Below are 14374 nucleotides of genomic sequence, written 5' to 3'. Positions count from 1 at the left end.
CATTAATTCGACTAGGATACGTTTTTTTCCTGTAACAAACATGTTAAAAATGGTAAGACCTGCAAATTTATGAAAAAATCCGGCCCTCCAAGGGTAAACAAAAAACCGAGCATTTCCCGGTTCTTTGTTTTTCGCAACAATCCAAGAACGCCACTCACCGTTTCTTTAGCGAGCCCTTTGCACCGTCTTGCATTTCATTGCAAACCGGACATACTCCTCCAACCCGCTCACCAATTCCCGCTGCTCCGCCGCACTCAGCCTGTTCAGATCGGACGAACCGATCATATCCCGGATGATCTGTTTGATTTGAAAGTCATGATAACCCAGGGTTTGCAGCTCACCGATTAATTCGTGAATCTTTTGATGCAAATGCGCCACCTCCGATTGATAAATCAGATGTCAAAGGTTTGAAGGGTCAGTAGAAGAGTCCAATGTCAAAGAGTCGAATGACAAAGAGTCGAAGAGTCGAATGTCCGAAAGTCAAAGAGTCAAAAGATTAGATGGTAAAAGATTAAATCATTTCGGTCCAATTCCATTTTTTGATGTCCGTAGGTAACTCATCAGCCCAAAAATCATTCGACTGATTTCTTCAGCAAAAAAATAAGCTTTTCACATGAGGAATCATCAATGAAACCATTATCAAAAGCAACATACGCGCGTCTGAGCTGATCTCGAAGACCAAAATCCTTCGCAAAATCATCTTTCGCGGTAATTTCATAGATTAACTTTGTGAGCTCACGCGCTTTTATCCAAACCTCAAGATCTTCAAATCTTTCAACCGTAGCCAAAAGGCCTCCTGAATACTTTTTGAAATCGAAAAATCTAACTGAGAATTTTTACAACGACTTTATCTTACTTCAGACCATCCCCGCTTTTTAGCTGGTTTATCACAACTCAAGACCCAAAACATAAATCATTCATTTGCAACATTCAGCCTTTGACTTTCGACTTCTAACTTTTGACTTTCGACTACTTTTCGACTTTCGACTACTTTTCGACTTTCGACTTTTAACTTTCGACTTCCATACTTCCACCCTTCCCCTTTCATTCTCCTCCATCCCATCCCTCGCCGATGATCCGCCCGAGATCATTCAAGTTAGCCATCCGTGCTCCCTTCCCGGAAAAGACCTTGAGATAACTGTTGATCAGATCCAGTCCGATGAAACGGGAGCCGGGATAGTTTCGTGACAGGTCGACGACTCGTGACGGTTTCAAAGTGCCGCAATCAAAAATCACCACATCCGGCCGGAGCATCTTCAACTCTTCCAACGCTTCTTCCAAAGGCGACTCCACCTGGGTGATACACAGTTCCGGCTCCGCCCGCAGATAGGCCGCAAGTCCGGCCAGATAGACGGAGTTTCCGTAAAAAACGACTTCCACGCGTCGCATCGCTTTGTTCGCTCCCTCAGAATCTCCACTGCCCCCTACGGCGCACCGCAACAGCGAAGCAAAAATTTTCCGCTAAAGTTCTTTGGCTCTCCCGCCGAATATGAGAATAAATAGAGATGTAAGGTTGCAATCCTTATTAAAAAAATGCCCGTCCGTTAGCGGTTGTCCTTCTCTATCATACCAGGTCCGGATAAAAACGGCACTATCCGAAAGTATAGTCTCCGGCGGAAATAAAGTATAAAGATCCTATACTTTTATCAGAAAGCCGACCTTCCGTTCCCCTCTTCCACCGCCTCCAGCCGCTCCTCCGGAGCCTGCCTCGTTTATCGTTCCATCTTCATTTATGATAACGCTTGCGTCGTAATGTATCAATATGCCAATGGTCACGTGTCGCCTTCGCAAGGAGTCACGTTTCCACTCCATTCCCCCAAACATCCATTTATAGATTACCCTTATACGATATCACATCGGATTCATTATTGTAATTATCTTACAGGATAGAATTGTTAGGAGTTTTTTATCCCACGGGATAATAGCCCCTCTTCAGTCCAGCCGAGCGCCGCGGCGCTGTTTGGAAACGGTTCGAGATGGCGACGGCGATGTTTTCCCTTCACAATGTCGTGCCGTTCAGCCTCCGTGCTGACCGCTGGTAAACAAATGGGTCCAATAAAATCTTTACTACAAAGATCGGATGTCGCATCGAGCACCCGCCGCCATGGACGGCGGCACCGCGGCGTTGATGGCGGATGAAATCACCGCCGTCGGCAGCATGGAACCGACCCGGAAGCCGCCGGCAAGGGAGGCCGGTGGCAAAACATCAATGTCCATTTACCTTACCGGTCCAAGGAAGGACCGGCCATTGGAGGGGATACCCAAGGGGAAGCAGCGTCCCCTTGGGCGGCCGGGTGCAGGGAGTGGCCGATTCACTCCCTGCCCGCCTTCAGGCGGAAACACACCGGAGCCGACGACCATGAATCACGAAAAAAGCCCTCACGTTTTCACAACGATATACGGGGAATCCCCGGCCCTCTTTCCTCAGGTTCCGGAAAGCTTCCGAAACTTTGATCTTTATTGTAAATGAGCTATTTTTATGAATAATTAGCCATTTTTATTGATAATGAGCTCTTTTTGTGAATAATGAACTCTTTTTGAGAATAATGAGCTCTCTCAGTCGTTCAACAAGCTCATTTTGGGAATAATGAGCTCTTTCAGTCACCGGGCAAGCTCTTTTTGTGGATAATGAGCTCTTTCGGTCGCCGGGCAAGCTCTTTTTGTGAATAAACGAGCTCTTTCTGTGAATGAATGAGCTCATTCAATCGTCGGGCGAGCTCTTTTTGTGGATAAGCGAGCTCTTTTTGTGAATGAATGAGCTCTTTTTGGGGAAAAAGAGTTCTTTCAGTCGTCGGGCAAGCTCATTTTGTGAATAAAAGAGTTCTTTTTGTGAATAAACCATCTATTCCTGTGGATAAACGAGATCGTTGAATGGGGTTAATGAATTTTGGCTGTGGATAACCAGGAAGATTTGGATCGCCAGGCAAGCTCTTCTTAGTAAAAAAGGATCTCGCCATTCAGCGTCTTCACCCGCTGTTCCATTCCGGACAGGCCGGCTCCTTTTTTGATCTCCCGGCAACCGTGGCCGTCGTCGATGATGATTAGCCGGATCAGACGGCCGGCCTCTTTCAGAATGATGGTCACGTTCCGCGCCTCCCCGTGGCGGACGGCGTTGGTCAGCGCCTCCTGACAGATCTTGTACAGCACAAAGGAACAGGCCGGATAAAAGTCGATTGAATGTTTTTCCCGACTCGCCCTTCCGGGCATTCCATGGGCCTAGCGTTCCTTGCCTGACTTTCCCTCCTTGAGCAGGCCCATCTCCATCGCATAGGCCACCGCTTGCGAACGGTTCTTCAGCTGGAGCCGGCCGGTGATCTCGCCCATATGGTATTTGATGGCGGCCTCGCTCAGGCCCATGGCGTCGGCAACCTCCTTGTAGGTCAGACCTTGGGCTACTCCCTGCAGGATCGCGATCTGCCGGGGCGTCAGGACCGTCGTCATTTCCTGGCTGACAGCCTCGTCGCGGACGCGTTCGTTTTCCCGCCGCGCGAACTCCGCCAGCACCCGGGCGGCCAATCCCGGCGACAACGGCGATTCGCCGTCGGCGATCCCCGCCAGCAGCTCCAGAAATTTCTCCTTCTCCATCCCCTTGAGCAGATAGCCGGAGGCCCCGGCCCGGATCGCCTCAAAGAGATTGGCGTCATCCTGAAAGACCGTCAGCATCACGATCTTGATCTCCGGATATTTCTCCTTGATCATCCGGGTCGTTTCGATCCCGTTGCAGCCCGGCATCTGGATATCCATCAAGATCAGATCCGGCCGCAACAGTTCGACCTTGCTCAGTGCATCCAGACTGCTCCGGGCGGTTCCGATCACCTCAAAATCATTGGCAACTAATAAATTCTTCAGCCCTTCCAAAAACAACGCGTGATCATCGACCAACAATACCTTCATGCCCGTTCGACCTCTCCAAGCCTCGATTGACTACCAATCCGCGGCGGTCTCCTCCCGGTCCCGCGCGCCGCCTTACTCCAGCCTGACGCTCACCGTCACCCGGGTTCCCGACCCCACCGCCGACTCCACCCGCAGCTCGCCGCCGATGTCCTCCGCCCGCTCCCGCATGATCTTCAAGCCGTAACTCCCCCGGTTCCGCTGGCCCGGATCCGGCTCGAAGCCGCAGCCGTCATCCTCCACCGTGATGGTCGCCCGGCCGGCCCCACCCGCCACCGTTACCAGGATCCGGCTGGGATTGGCATGTTTCTTGGCATTGGCCAAGGCTTCCTGGACGATCCGCAGCAGTTGCGCCTCGGTAACCGGCGACAATTTCCCCGCCAGCGATTCCCCGGCGACCGCCAGCTCGGTCCGAATCCCGTAGTTCCGGCCGAACCAGTCCAGATACTCCGACAACCTCTGCAGCAGATCACCCGCGGCGGCGGCCGCAGTCTGCAATCCGTCGATGGACTCGCGGATGCCGGCGTGGACCGTCCGGACCACGCCGGCGAGTTGCGCCAGCAATTCTGCGGCGCCGGCCGCGTTGTTCCTTGCGATCAAGCTGCGGGCCGCCTCAAGCTGCATATTGAAATAACCCCAGATCTGCCCCTGGCCGTCGTGAAGTTCCCGGCTAATCCGGTCCCGCTCCGTCAGGATCGCCAGGGCCTTCTGCTGTTCAAGCAAACGGGCGGCGGCCTGCTTCTGCTCGGTCATATCGTGCAGCAGAATGACCTTGCCGAGCGGCCGCTGGCGCGGATCCCGGAGCGGCGTAAGATGGATCTGGAAATGTCGCATCCCGCCTAGCTCACAGCGCTCTTCCACCGTCTTGAGAGCTCCGTCCGAAACCGCCTGGCAGAGCGAAGGCCAGAAATCGAAGACCTCCCGCAGCTTTGCCCCGACGAGCGCCTCCGGGTCCTTGCCCAGCAGCCGTTGGGCGGCGGGATTCAGGGCCACGATATAATCCTGCGTGTCCAGGATGATCAGGCTGTCGCCCATTTTCTCCGCCACCACCGCTTGGCCCCCGGCATGATGTCAAAGAACCGCCACCGGAAAATCCCCCAGGCCATTATCAGATCGGTGATGGCGAAAAAGATGGGAAACGGTTCGGGGAGGCTGCGATGATAGCGCTGGATACAATAAACATTCACCAGATTCAGCAGCAGCATGGGCACGATACTCATGAGCATCACTCCGGCCCGTCGCCGCCGCAGGCCGCAGGACCGGCCATACTGGCGGATGAAGAGGATGACTCCCCACAAAAACAACCCGTAAAGCGAGCCAAGCGTCAGCCAGTAAAAGGGGCCCCGCCGCCCCTGCAACTGATTGCCGGCCACCCGGATTTCCGCCAGGAACCAGCCTTGCCAGTTGCTGACGGCGAGGAGATAGAGCACGGCCATGCCCAGCGCCGTCCCTGCCAGCGTCTTCCGGGAGAATTCCCTGGCGGCCCCGCTCATTTGGAGCGCCATCGCGACCCAGGACAGCAGACAGATATACGCGGCACCCATATAAAAATACATCCAAGCGAGCTTGACCGCTACCGTGGCGCCGCCGATGCCGAATAAAATCCCGATGGACCACTGTGACTGCGCCAGCATGAACACCATAAAAGGCAAGGCTCCGGGCGCGAAGCGGTGGCGCCATGCGGTAACCGCCAGCCCGCCGATGATCAACGTGGCCGCGAAACCAAACCAGATACTCCAGGTATTCATCATCGAATGCACCTGACTCCGTCAGCTGTTTCATCGGCCCGCGAGTCGGAACCATTCCTCTTTGAGGGGTATTTGGGGAAGCGCGGAGCGAAAGAACCCTCCAAATTCCGGGAGTCTTTCGCAACATTGGATGAGGCGGGCTGAAAACAAAAAATGCCCCTCAGGTATCAACGGCGTACCGAACGGCATTTCAAGGCAAACTTAACATACTCTTCGAGCGCTTTCGCAAGCTGCTCCTGTTCCTGGCCGGAGAGAGACTCCAAATCGGTCTTTCCCAGCGTGTCCTCAATGATCTGTTTAACCTGGAACGGATGATAGCCCAAAGCGCGCAGTTGTTCCAGCAGTTCACGGAGGCGATCAACGAGTCGCTCCATTCCCCCAACCCCTTCTAACCCCAACCGATACCCGAGTCCTTACTGCAGACATTCTCTCTATCTATTTTTTGAAGCAGCTAAAAAGCTTGACCCTATTCCCATTCAGAAATTATCAATAAGCCCCAACCATTGAACTTTTTCGTCTCCCGAATCCGGGAATATACCGCTACGCACCTGTACGTTCAAGAACCGGGTTGTGCAATCGGGCGATTCCCATACTAAGCATTCGTTGGATTTGATTATTCCGCCCGAAGTAATCCAATTATATCCCAAATTTACAATGAAAACAAGTCGGTTCTTTGCGCGCGTCCTCCCTGCTCTTTCCACCAGGAGCCGCACCACCCGAAAGTCTTTCCGGCCGCGGCCATAAATATAGGCGGCATCGCATACCGCCTCTCGCTTGATTCGCAGTGAATTGAAGAACACCGCCGTAAGAATGGTCAGTTGGATAAGAGAAAATCTCCGGCAACCGGCGTCGGCGTTACTCGTCTACTTTGAGCTGGATCCCGCCGACAGTGGCTGCGAACACGTTATAGATAAACGCCAGGATAGCGCCGCCCGCCCCGGTGATCAGTCCGGCCGCCAGGCTGGCAATGATCACTCCGGCAACCGCCGCTCCCACCTGCAGCGCTCCCGAAGTGGGCGCCACCGTCCCCAACTCGATCCCGATCTCCCGGAGCGAAATTCGGGCGACCAATAATACAATGCAAGTCACCAATCCGACAACGATCCCGACTGCAAAGCCAAACCGGAAACACGACCCGCCTCCGATCCGCTTGATCTCCAGACTCTTCATCCGCCTTCCCCCCTCGTTCATTTTCACCACATCCTACGAGGGAGCCGCCGATAATATTCCGGTTTAAGGATGGGGGATGATAATCATCTCCGGGGCACAGGTCGTCAGTAACTCCACCCCATTCTCGCGGACCACCACCGTATCTTCGATCCCGATCACACCGACCCCGGGCAAGGAGACCTTAGGCTCGACTGCCGCCACCATCCCCGCCTCCAAGCGCCGTTCCTGCTTCAGCGCTAAAAAAGGCGGCTCATCCAATTCCAGGCCGATCCCGTGCCCCACAAACCGCACCTTCTCGGCGCCCAGCCCCATAAACTCCCTTTCATATCCCAACTCCGCCGCCAGGCGGCAAGCCGCATCGTAAACCTCGCCCCAACCGGCGCCCGGCCGCATCGTCGCCAGCGCCCGTTGCTCCACCTGAAGCATGGCCGCATAGGCCTCGCGCACCGCGGCGGGGGGCTCGCCCCAACAGCAAAGCCGGGTCTGGTCGATGTGATAACCCTCGAGGTTAAAGGCGTAATCCAACACCACCGGTTCTCCCGGTTGAATCCTTTTGCCGCAGGCGCCATAAGGTACCGCCGGCGCAGTCCCGGCTCCAGCGCAAACGCCGTCAAACTTGGTTCCCGCCAGTGCGCTCGCCCCGGCCGAGCAGACGCCCATGCCCATCTCGATGCCTTCCCGCCGGCAACGCACCAATCCGGCGTGGCCCCGGCTCCGCATGGAGCCTTCCAGCATCGCGCTGAGCTCGAGTTCGGAGATTCCCGGCCGGAAAGAGGCGCGGACCCATTCCGGCAGCTCCGCCATGATCGCTCCGGCCCTGGCCAGGACCGCGATCTCCGCCTTCGACTTGACCCAGCGGGCCGCCCGGATCTCCCAGGAGAGATCGACCGGCTCCGCCGCTTCGAATAGCGCCAGCCAACGGCTGACCGACGCATAACTGATAGTGTCGAGCGTAAACCCGATCCGGCGCGTCCGGCCCAAGCCGCGCCGCTCCAAGATGGCCTTCAAATCCTTGGTGCTTTGAAAAAGTTCCAAGGGCAGATGGGCCGCTTCCTCACGGATCCGCTGTTCCGCCTTGCGGGCCAGCAGAAATGGCTCCGCCAGGGCCGGGACCGCCAGATACAACGGCGCCACCGAGCCGGAATAATAATAGATATCCGAATTCTGCGACAACAACGCCAGATCGGCCCCTTGCTCCGCCAGCGCCTGACGGAGCCTTTTCAACCGGTCCTGATATTCAAGAATAGCAAACGCCATGGTCCGTTCCCTCCTGCTGACTGGTTTCGCGGCCGTCTCCCGGCCGTCCCAAAAACGTCCTGATCAACCCCGTCCGAAGGCCGGGGTTGATCACTGGCTTCCCAAAACCTGCTGAAAAATAAATGGCGAGGAGACCCCGCCACCAAAGCCATGCTTTTTTGTCGCATACCGGGAAATCCCGCCGGTGCTAGTAAATCACCTTATTCAGCGGATACTCGACGATCCCCTGCGCCCCGGCGCGTTTCAGCCTGGGAATCAGGTCGCGGACCACCCGTTCATCGGTGATCACTTCCAAGGCCACCCAATCGGGGTCGGACAGTTGCGACACGGTTGGATTCTTCAGTGAATCCAGGATCTCCATGACCAGGGGGACATTCTTCTGCTCCACATTCATCTTCAATCCGACCTTGCCTTCGGCCATCAAGGCCCCTTTCAGCAGCATCGCGATGTTCTCGATCTTCTGCCGTTTCCAAGGATCTTCCCAGGCGCTCCGGTTGGCGATGAGCTGGTTCTTGACCTGGAGCACCGTATCGATGATCCGCAGTTTGTTGGCTCTGAGCGAGCTGCCGGTCTCGGTGATCTCGACGATCGCGTCGGCCAGCACCGGCGGTTTGACCTCCGTGGCGCCCCAGGAGAACTCGATCTCGGCCTGCACCCCTTTGGCGGCAAAATAATCCTCCGTGACGTGGATCAGTTCGGTGGCAATCCGTTTCCCGTCCAGATCCTCCGCCTTATTGAACGGCGAATCATTGGGCACCGCCAGCACCCAGCGGCAGGGGGTCAGGGTCTGCTTGGAATAGACCAGATCGGCCACGGCCACCACATCCGAATGATTGTCGAGAATCCAGTCGTTCCCGGTAATACCCACATCCAGCACGCCTTCCTCGACATAGCGGGACATCTCCTGCGCCCGGATGAGCATCCCATCGAGCTCCGGATCGTCGATCCCCGGGTAATAGGAGCGTTCGTTGGCGGAGATATTAAAACCCGCCTTTTTGAAAAGCCTGAATGTCGACTCCTGTAAGCTGCCCTTCGGCAAACCCAGTTTGAGTTCCATGCATCAATCACTCCTTTATAAATCAATACCGTGGTTTCAGAAAAAAATGCGCGGATTTCCCGGAAATTCAGGAAGCTCATAAAATCCGAGGAGACCCTCGCACTTCCGCCAAGGTATTTCCAAAAACATATTTGTATTATTATATCAGAGACCCGTCCCAACTTAAAGCTTTTCTTGATCCGGACCCGATATCACGGCAGCCTTTCTCAGAACCCTCCCTCCGCTCCATTCCTAGTCCGGTTTCTTCTCCGCCAGATACTGGACGATCTCGGCTGTGCTGCGCGTATTCAAAAGGTCCTTCGCCTCGAGCCACCCCTTGCGGGCCAACGGCAGGCTCCGGCGGGCCAGGTCCAACTCAGCCACGCTATGGGCGTCCGGATTGACTGCCAGCATCACTCCCAGCTCTTTGGCCCGGCGGCACCAACGCCAGTCCAAGTCCAGCCGGTACGGATTGGCATTCAATTCGATGACGATCCGCCGCTCCGCCGCCTTGGCGATGATCGGTTCCAGATCGACCTCATACCCGGGCCGTCCCAGCAAGATCCGGCCGGTGGGGTGACCCAGCATCGTCAGGAATGGATTATCCATCGCCTTCAGCAGCCGTCCGGTCATCTCGGCGCGGCTCATCCGGAATTGCGAGTGGATCGAACCGATCACAAAGTCGAAGCGGCAAAGGGAATCCCGATCGTAATCCAATTCGCCGCTGGGCAGGATATCGGCCTCGATGCCCTTGAAGATCCGGAATCCGGGAAACTCCTCATTCAAGCGGTCGATCTCCGCCCATTGCAGGAGCAGTTTCTCCCGGGTCAGGCCGTGGGCATAAACCGCCGCCTGGCTATGGTCGCTGACGCCGAGGTAGGCGTAGCCCCTTTCCTGGGCGGCCAGGAGCAGCTCCCGCAGCGTGTTTCCGCCGTCACTGTAAGTGGTATGGATATGAAACAAGCCGCGCAGGTCCCCGGCCTCCACCAGGCGCGGCAATCGTCCCTCCGCGGCCGCTTCCAGCTCTCCCAAGTTCTCGCGGAGTTCGGGCGGAATATAGCGCAGACCCAGCGCCTCGTAAAGCGCGGCCTCATCCCGGCAGTAGCGGGGCTCGTCGGCTTGGAAAAGGCCGTATTCGTTGACTTTATAGCCTTGTTCCTTGGCCAGATGCCGCAGGGCCGTATTATGTTCCTTGCTGCCAGTGAAATGCTGCAAAGCATGGGAAAACTCCCGCGGCGCGACCACCCGCAGGTCGACATTGATCCCCGAATGCAACACCACCGTGCTTTTGGTGGAACCGCTGGCCACCACCTGCGCCACCTCGGGAAGCTGCTGGAAGAACTGGATGACGGCGTCGGGATCCGCCGTCCCGGCCACCAGGTCCAGATCCTTGACGATCTCTTTGAAGCGCCGGCAACTTCCGGCCAGTTCAACCCGTTCCACCAGGGGATGTCCGGCCAATTGTTCCCGGAGCGCCAGGCCCTGAGCCAGCGCCTCATAGAGCAGGTATTCCCCGCGGTGTTCCTTGAGGAAACGGATCCCGGCGACGATCTTCTCCTGGGTTTTGGCGCCGAAGCCCGGCAAACCGGCCAGCCGGTTCGCTTCGCAAGCCTCCTCCAACTCCTCGAGGCTGGCGATGCCCAACGTTTGATGGACCTGGCTGATCTTTTTGGGCCCGAGACCCGGGACCCCCAGCAATTCCACTAATCCGGACGGAATGGCGCGTTTGAGGTTCTCATAATAGGCAATGGTTCCGGTCTGGAACCACTCGCTGATCTTTTGGATGATTGCCGGGCCAAAGCCGGGGATCTCCCCCAAACGTCCTTCGCGGGCCAGCTCTTCCAGCTCGACGTTGAGATTTTCAATGGTCCGGGCTGCATTGTAATAGGCGCGGGATTTGAAAGGATTCTCCCCCTGCAGTTCCAGGAAGGTTCCAATCTCATTGAAGATCCGGGCTAAATCATGACGATCCATGCGCACTCACCCAATCGCCGGCCGCAGCGGAGGCTGTCCCCCGTCTTTCACGAGAAGAAGCGTCCGGCGCCCGACCGTTTGATTTTTAGAAGCCATGGGGATAAAGTCTTTCGAAATAACTCAACTTTCGTAGATCAAATTTACCAGTAAATCCTTAAAATAATTCGGTATAGCATCATGACAATAAATCAGCTTGACATATAAAAAATAAGTAACTGGGCTTCCATGTAAAAAAACAAGCAATGATTTAAGCGACAGAAAGCCGATGGGGGCTATTCCTGCCCCCACACCATCGGCTTTTATCGCCTTCCTGGCGAAGCCGATTTTTTGGACTTCCATGTCCTGACCCCAGGACCAAAGGGTGTAGTGGGACACCCTTTGGAAACCGCCCACTTGGAACCGAGGTTCCAAGGCCTCCTCATTCATCCGGGGTTCTAGCATGCCGTCGCCATCCATGGCATTCTGCCTGGCAACTAAGTGTAGGCTTCCGCTGACGACCGCAGTTTTTCATCCGCGAAAATATGCGTCGTCCGCCTTCTTCCCTGAAGGCGGGTACTGTTTTCGAAAGATAAAAGCTCCTTTCGGCATTTGAGTTTGATAAAAAAACCAAAAAAACGAATCGCACCCGTCTCTATGGAGGGAGACGGCGCCGCTTCTTTTCCTGGATGAAAAACAGCGGTCGGGAACGGAAGCCATAACTTGGTTGCCAGGCAGAAGGCCAGGGATGGCGAAGACGTTCAAGAACCGGAATGAATGAGGGAGACCCCCCTCTGGCTACTACGGTTATTATTTAATTCTAAGATCAGTATACCGTATAAGGTTTGGAATCCGTAGGTTCTCAGCGACAGGAAGTCGTAAAGATGAGGCCCCATGGATGGATAAGGCCGAATCCAACGGTTTTTTTGGTTACTTTTTTGCCGCCAAAAAAGTAACCCGCCGCCGGAACCGTGGGCCAAAGGAACAAGCATCCAAAAGTTTTCCCCTCTGCATTCCACCAGATCTGCTTTTAGCCGTTTGTCAGGATATGTTTCTATTTTTCTTTTCATCCTTATATGTACATGGCCTCGATTACTTTCTTCTCTGCGAAAGTTGAGGAAATAAAAATAAGCTTGCCAAAGAATTTTAAAACGACTTTATCACTTGCTTCAAGCAATCGCTGTGACCTCCCGGTTTTTTTGACCGGGTTTATCACAGCTTTTAGTTCGCGGCGGTTTCCCAAATCTCCTGCCGTGCTTGGCTGAAAACCATTCCGCGTGAAGTGTATCGCCGAGGGGCGGCAATGTGAATTTCAAGGAAAACAGCCCGCCCGCGGTAGCAATCCTCAATCCGCTCCCTGCGGGCCGGGGAGGCCGCAGCCTTTGAGCCCCCGCTTTTCCAAGTAACGTTGGTGATACTCCTCCGCCCGCCAAAACGGACCCGCCGGCAGGATCGCGGTAACGACCGGACGGCTGAAACGCCCCGAGCGCTCCAGTTCCGCTTTGGCGGCAGACGCCGCGGCTTGCTGCATCTGATCTTCATAGAAAATGACCGAACGGTATTGAGTCCCGATATCCGGTCCTTGCCGGTTCAGGGTGGTCGGGTCGTGAATCTCCCAAAACTTCTTCAGCAATTGTTCGTAGGAGACGCGTTCCGGATCGTATTCGACCCGGACCACTTCGGCATGGCCGGTCCTGTCGGTACATACATCCTCATAAGTGGGATGATCCAGATCGCCTCCCATATACCCCACCGCGGTGTCGGTCACTCCGTCCAGCCCACGAAAAGCAGCCTCCACTCCCCAAAAGCAGCCCGCTCCGAAAATTGCCACAGCCATTCTTGCTCTCCTCCTTCGTCATTTGGTGTTCTCCCATAGTGTTTACGATCGCTAGCGATTCTATGGTCCAGGATCGTTAGAAGCAGCCAAAGCGCGACCGGCCGCGTTCGGGCGGCCGGTTCTGCGGATGCTTCAGAATTTCATGATCCCCACCGAATTCAGGAAGATCAGGAGCAATAGCAAAGGCGTCAGGTACCGGATAATCCAGTGGATGGGCCGGACCAAGCCGCTTTTTATCGCCCCGCCATTGGTGAGCTCCGCCAACCGCCCCCCGTCGCCAAACCCTCAACAGGTCAATAAAAAAGAGCTGCCGCAGAAGGTGATCTGCGGCAGCCCGTTGTTACAGCAAAGAGACTCAATCCAAATGGACAGTCTGCAAAACCTGGGCCTCTGTTACGACATCTTCCCAGACTTGAATATCCACTCGACGGTTAAATTTCCATGCACCTTCGTTATGACCTTTTTTAGCGGGATGCGCTTCACCGAATGTAAAGATGACGATCTGAGAACCATCGATACCATGATTGATGAAGTATTGTTTCACCGTTTGCGCGCGCCGCGCCGATAAAGCGAGATTATACTTGGAAGTCCCCCGCTCGTCGCAATTGCCGGCAATGGCGATCACTTTCAAGTGCGGGTTGGCTTTGATAATCGCAATGGCTTTATCTAAAACCGCGACTTGGTTTGCACGAATATTGAATTTATCGGTATCAAAATAAACTGGTTTCAGTTGTTTGTTAATCTCATCCGAACTCGGGAGAGCGGCCTCTTCGGAAGTTTCCTCTGCGATCTCTTCCGTAGATTCTTCCTCTACAGCTTCCTCAGAATCCTCTGCGATCTCTTCCGTAGCATCTTCTTCCACGGCTTCCTCAGCGTCTTCTGCGGTTTCTTCCGTAGATTCTTCCTCCACGGCTTCCTCAGAATCTTCTTCTAATTCTTCCGTAGCATCTTCTTCCACGGCTTCCTCAGAATCCTCTGCGATCTCTTCCGTAGATTCTTCCTCTACGGCTTCCTCAGCGTCTTCTGCGGTTTCTTCCGTAGCGTCTTCCTCTACGGCTTCCTCAGCGTCTTCTGCGGTTTCTTCCGTAGCGTCTTCCTCTACGGCTTCCTCAGAATCCTCTGCGATCTCTTCCGTAGATTCTTCCTCTACAGCTTCCTCAGCGTCTTCTGCGGTTTCTTCCGTAGCGTCTTCCTCTACGGCTTCCTCAGAATCCTCTGCGATCTCTTCCGTAGATTCTTCCTCTACGGCTTCCTCAGAATCCTCTGCGATCTCTTCCGTAGATTCTTCCTCTACGGCTTCCTCAGAATCCTCTGCGATCTCTTCCGTAGATTCTTCCTCTACGGCTTCCTCAGAATCCTCTGCGATCTCTTCCGTAGATTCTTCCTCTACGGCTTCCTCAGAATCCTCTGCGATCTCTTCCGTAGATTCTTCCTCTACAGCTTCCTCAGCGTCTTCTGCGGTTTCTTCCGTAGCGTCTTCCTCCA

The 14374-nt window shown here is 54.9% G+C and carries 17 protein-coding genes; 1 reads left to right on the top strand and 16 read right to left on the bottom strand.

What is annotated here, in order from left to right; genetic code table 11:
- Positions 1 to 165: 165 nt before the first annotated feature.
- From EDC14_RS09300 to EDC14_RS09240, 13 genes are all read right to left on the bottom strand, one after another.
- Positions 166 to 369, bottom strand: a complete 204-nt coding sequence (locus EDC14_RS09300; RefSeq protein ID WP_132014014.1) for a hypothetical protein — start codon at positions 367 to 369, stop codon at positions 166 to 168.
- A 203-nt stretch (positions 370 to 572) separates the two neighbouring features.
- The gene (locus tag EDC14_RS09295) at positions 573 to 788 is read right to left on the bottom strand and encodes a four helix bundle protein (RefSeq protein ID WP_132014013.1); all 216 of its coding nucleotides are present in this window, start codon (positions 786 to 788) and stop codon (positions 573 to 575) included.
- A gap of 256 nt (positions 789 to 1044) precedes the next feature.
- Positions 1045 to 1389 (bottom strand): helix-turn-helix domain-containing protein, encoded by a 345-nt coding sequence (locus tag EDC14_RS09290; RefSeq protein ID WP_132014012.1) that lies wholly within the window; start codon positions 1387 to 1389, stop codon positions 1045 to 1047.
- A 1545-nt stretch (positions 1390 to 2934) separates the two neighbouring features.
- Positions 2935 to 3207: a sensor histidine kinase gene (locus tag EDC14_RS09285; RefSeq protein WP_132014011.1), complete on the bottom strand. Its 273-nt coding sequence runs from the start codon at positions 3205 to 3207 to the stop codon at positions 2935 to 2937.
- Positions 3208 to 3216: 9 nt separating this feature from the next.
- Complete coding sequence (locus EDC14_RS09280) at positions 3217 to 3894, bottom strand: response regulator (protein WP_132014010.1); 678 nt, start codon at positions 3892 to 3894, stop codon at positions 3217 to 3219.
- Between the two features lie 72 nt (positions 3895 to 3966).
- Complete coding sequence (locus tag EDC14_RS09275) at positions 3967 to 4941, bottom strand: PAS domain-containing sensor histidine kinase (RefSeq protein WP_132014009.1); 975 nt, start codon at positions 4939 to 4941, stop codon at positions 3967 to 3969.
- A complete protein-coding gene (locus EDC14_RS09270; RefSeq protein ID WP_207930729.1) occupies positions 4911 to 5639 on the bottom strand; it encodes a histidine kinase N-terminal 7TM domain-containing protein in 729 nt (242 codons plus the stop codon). Before EDC14_RS09270 ends, EDC14_RS09275 begins: the two co-directional genes overlap by 31 nt.
- 167 nt (positions 5640 to 5806) lie before the next feature.
- The gene (locus EDC14_RS09265; RefSeq protein ID WP_132014007.1) at positions 5807 to 6013 is read right to left on the bottom strand and encodes a hypothetical protein; all 207 of its coding nucleotides are present in this window, start codon (positions 6011 to 6013) and stop codon (positions 5807 to 5809) included.
- Positions 6014 to 6494: 481 nt separating this feature from the next.
- Positions 6495 to 6809: a DUF3566 domain-containing protein gene (locus EDC14_RS09260; RefSeq protein ID WP_165907913.1), complete on the bottom strand. Its 315-nt coding sequence runs from the start codon at positions 6807 to 6809 to the stop codon at positions 6495 to 6497.
- A 63-nt stretch (positions 6810 to 6872) separates the two neighbouring features.
- Entirely contained in the window at positions 6873 to 8066 is a 1194-nt protein-coding gene (locus EDC14_RS09255; protein WP_132014005.1) for a M24 family metallopeptidase, read from the bottom strand.
- Positions 8067 to 8253: 187 nt separating this feature from the next.
- A complete protein-coding gene (gene hisG, locus EDC14_RS09250) occupies positions 8254 to 9123 on the bottom strand; it encodes an ATP phosphoribosyltransferase (protein WP_132014004.1) in 870 nt (289 codons plus the stop codon).
- 231 nt (positions 9124 to 9354) lie between these two features.
- The gene (gene polX, locus EDC14_RS09245; protein WP_132014003.1) at positions 9355 to 11076 is read right to left on the bottom strand and encodes a DNA polymerase/3'-5' exonuclease PolX; all 1722 of its coding nucleotides are present in this window, start codon (positions 11074 to 11076) and stop codon (positions 9355 to 9357) included.
- 120 nt (positions 11077 to 11196) lie between these two features.
- Entirely contained in the window at positions 11197 to 11532 is a 336-nt protein-coding gene (locus tag EDC14_RS09240; protein WP_132014002.1) for a hypothetical protein, read from the bottom strand.
- 418 nt (positions 11533 to 11950) lie between these two features.
- Between EDC14_RS09240 and EDC14_RS09235 the strand changes: the two genes are divergently transcribed.
- On the top strand, positions 11951 to 12169 hold the full coding sequence (locus EDC14_RS09235) for a hypothetical protein (protein WP_132014001.1): 219 nt from the start codon (positions 11951 to 11953) through the stop codon (positions 12167 to 12169).
- Between the two features lie 228 nt (positions 12170 to 12397).
- Here EDC14_RS09235 and msrA read toward each other — a convergent pair whose 3' ends face one another.
- The 3 genes from msrA to EDC14_RS09225 all read right to left on the bottom strand — a co-directional run.
- Positions 12398 to 12889: a peptide-methionine (S)-S-oxide reductase MsrA gene (gene msrA / locus EDC14_RS09230; RefSeq protein WP_132014000.1), complete on the bottom strand. Its 492-nt coding sequence runs from the start codon at positions 12887 to 12889 to the stop codon at positions 12398 to 12400.
- 132 nt (positions 12890 to 13021) lie between these two features.
- Complete coding sequence (locus tag EDC14_RS27530) at positions 13022 to 13153, bottom strand: hypothetical protein (protein ID WP_279388739.1); 132 nt, start codon at positions 13151 to 13153, stop codon at positions 13022 to 13024.
- Between the two features lie 91 nt (positions 13154 to 13244).
- Positions 13245 to 14374: OmpA family protein (locus EDC14_RS09225; protein ID WP_165907912.1), on the bottom strand; the 1130-nt coding region annotated here is incomplete at its 5' end.

The organism is Hydrogenispora ethanolica (genome assembly GCF_004340685.1).
Lineage (GTDB): Bacteria > Bacillota > UBA4882 > UBA8346 > UBA8346 > Hydrogenispora > Hydrogenispora ethanolica.
The sequence above is the reverse complement of the archived record's forward strand: the minus strand, read 5'-3'. Positions and strand labels throughout refer to the sequence as shown.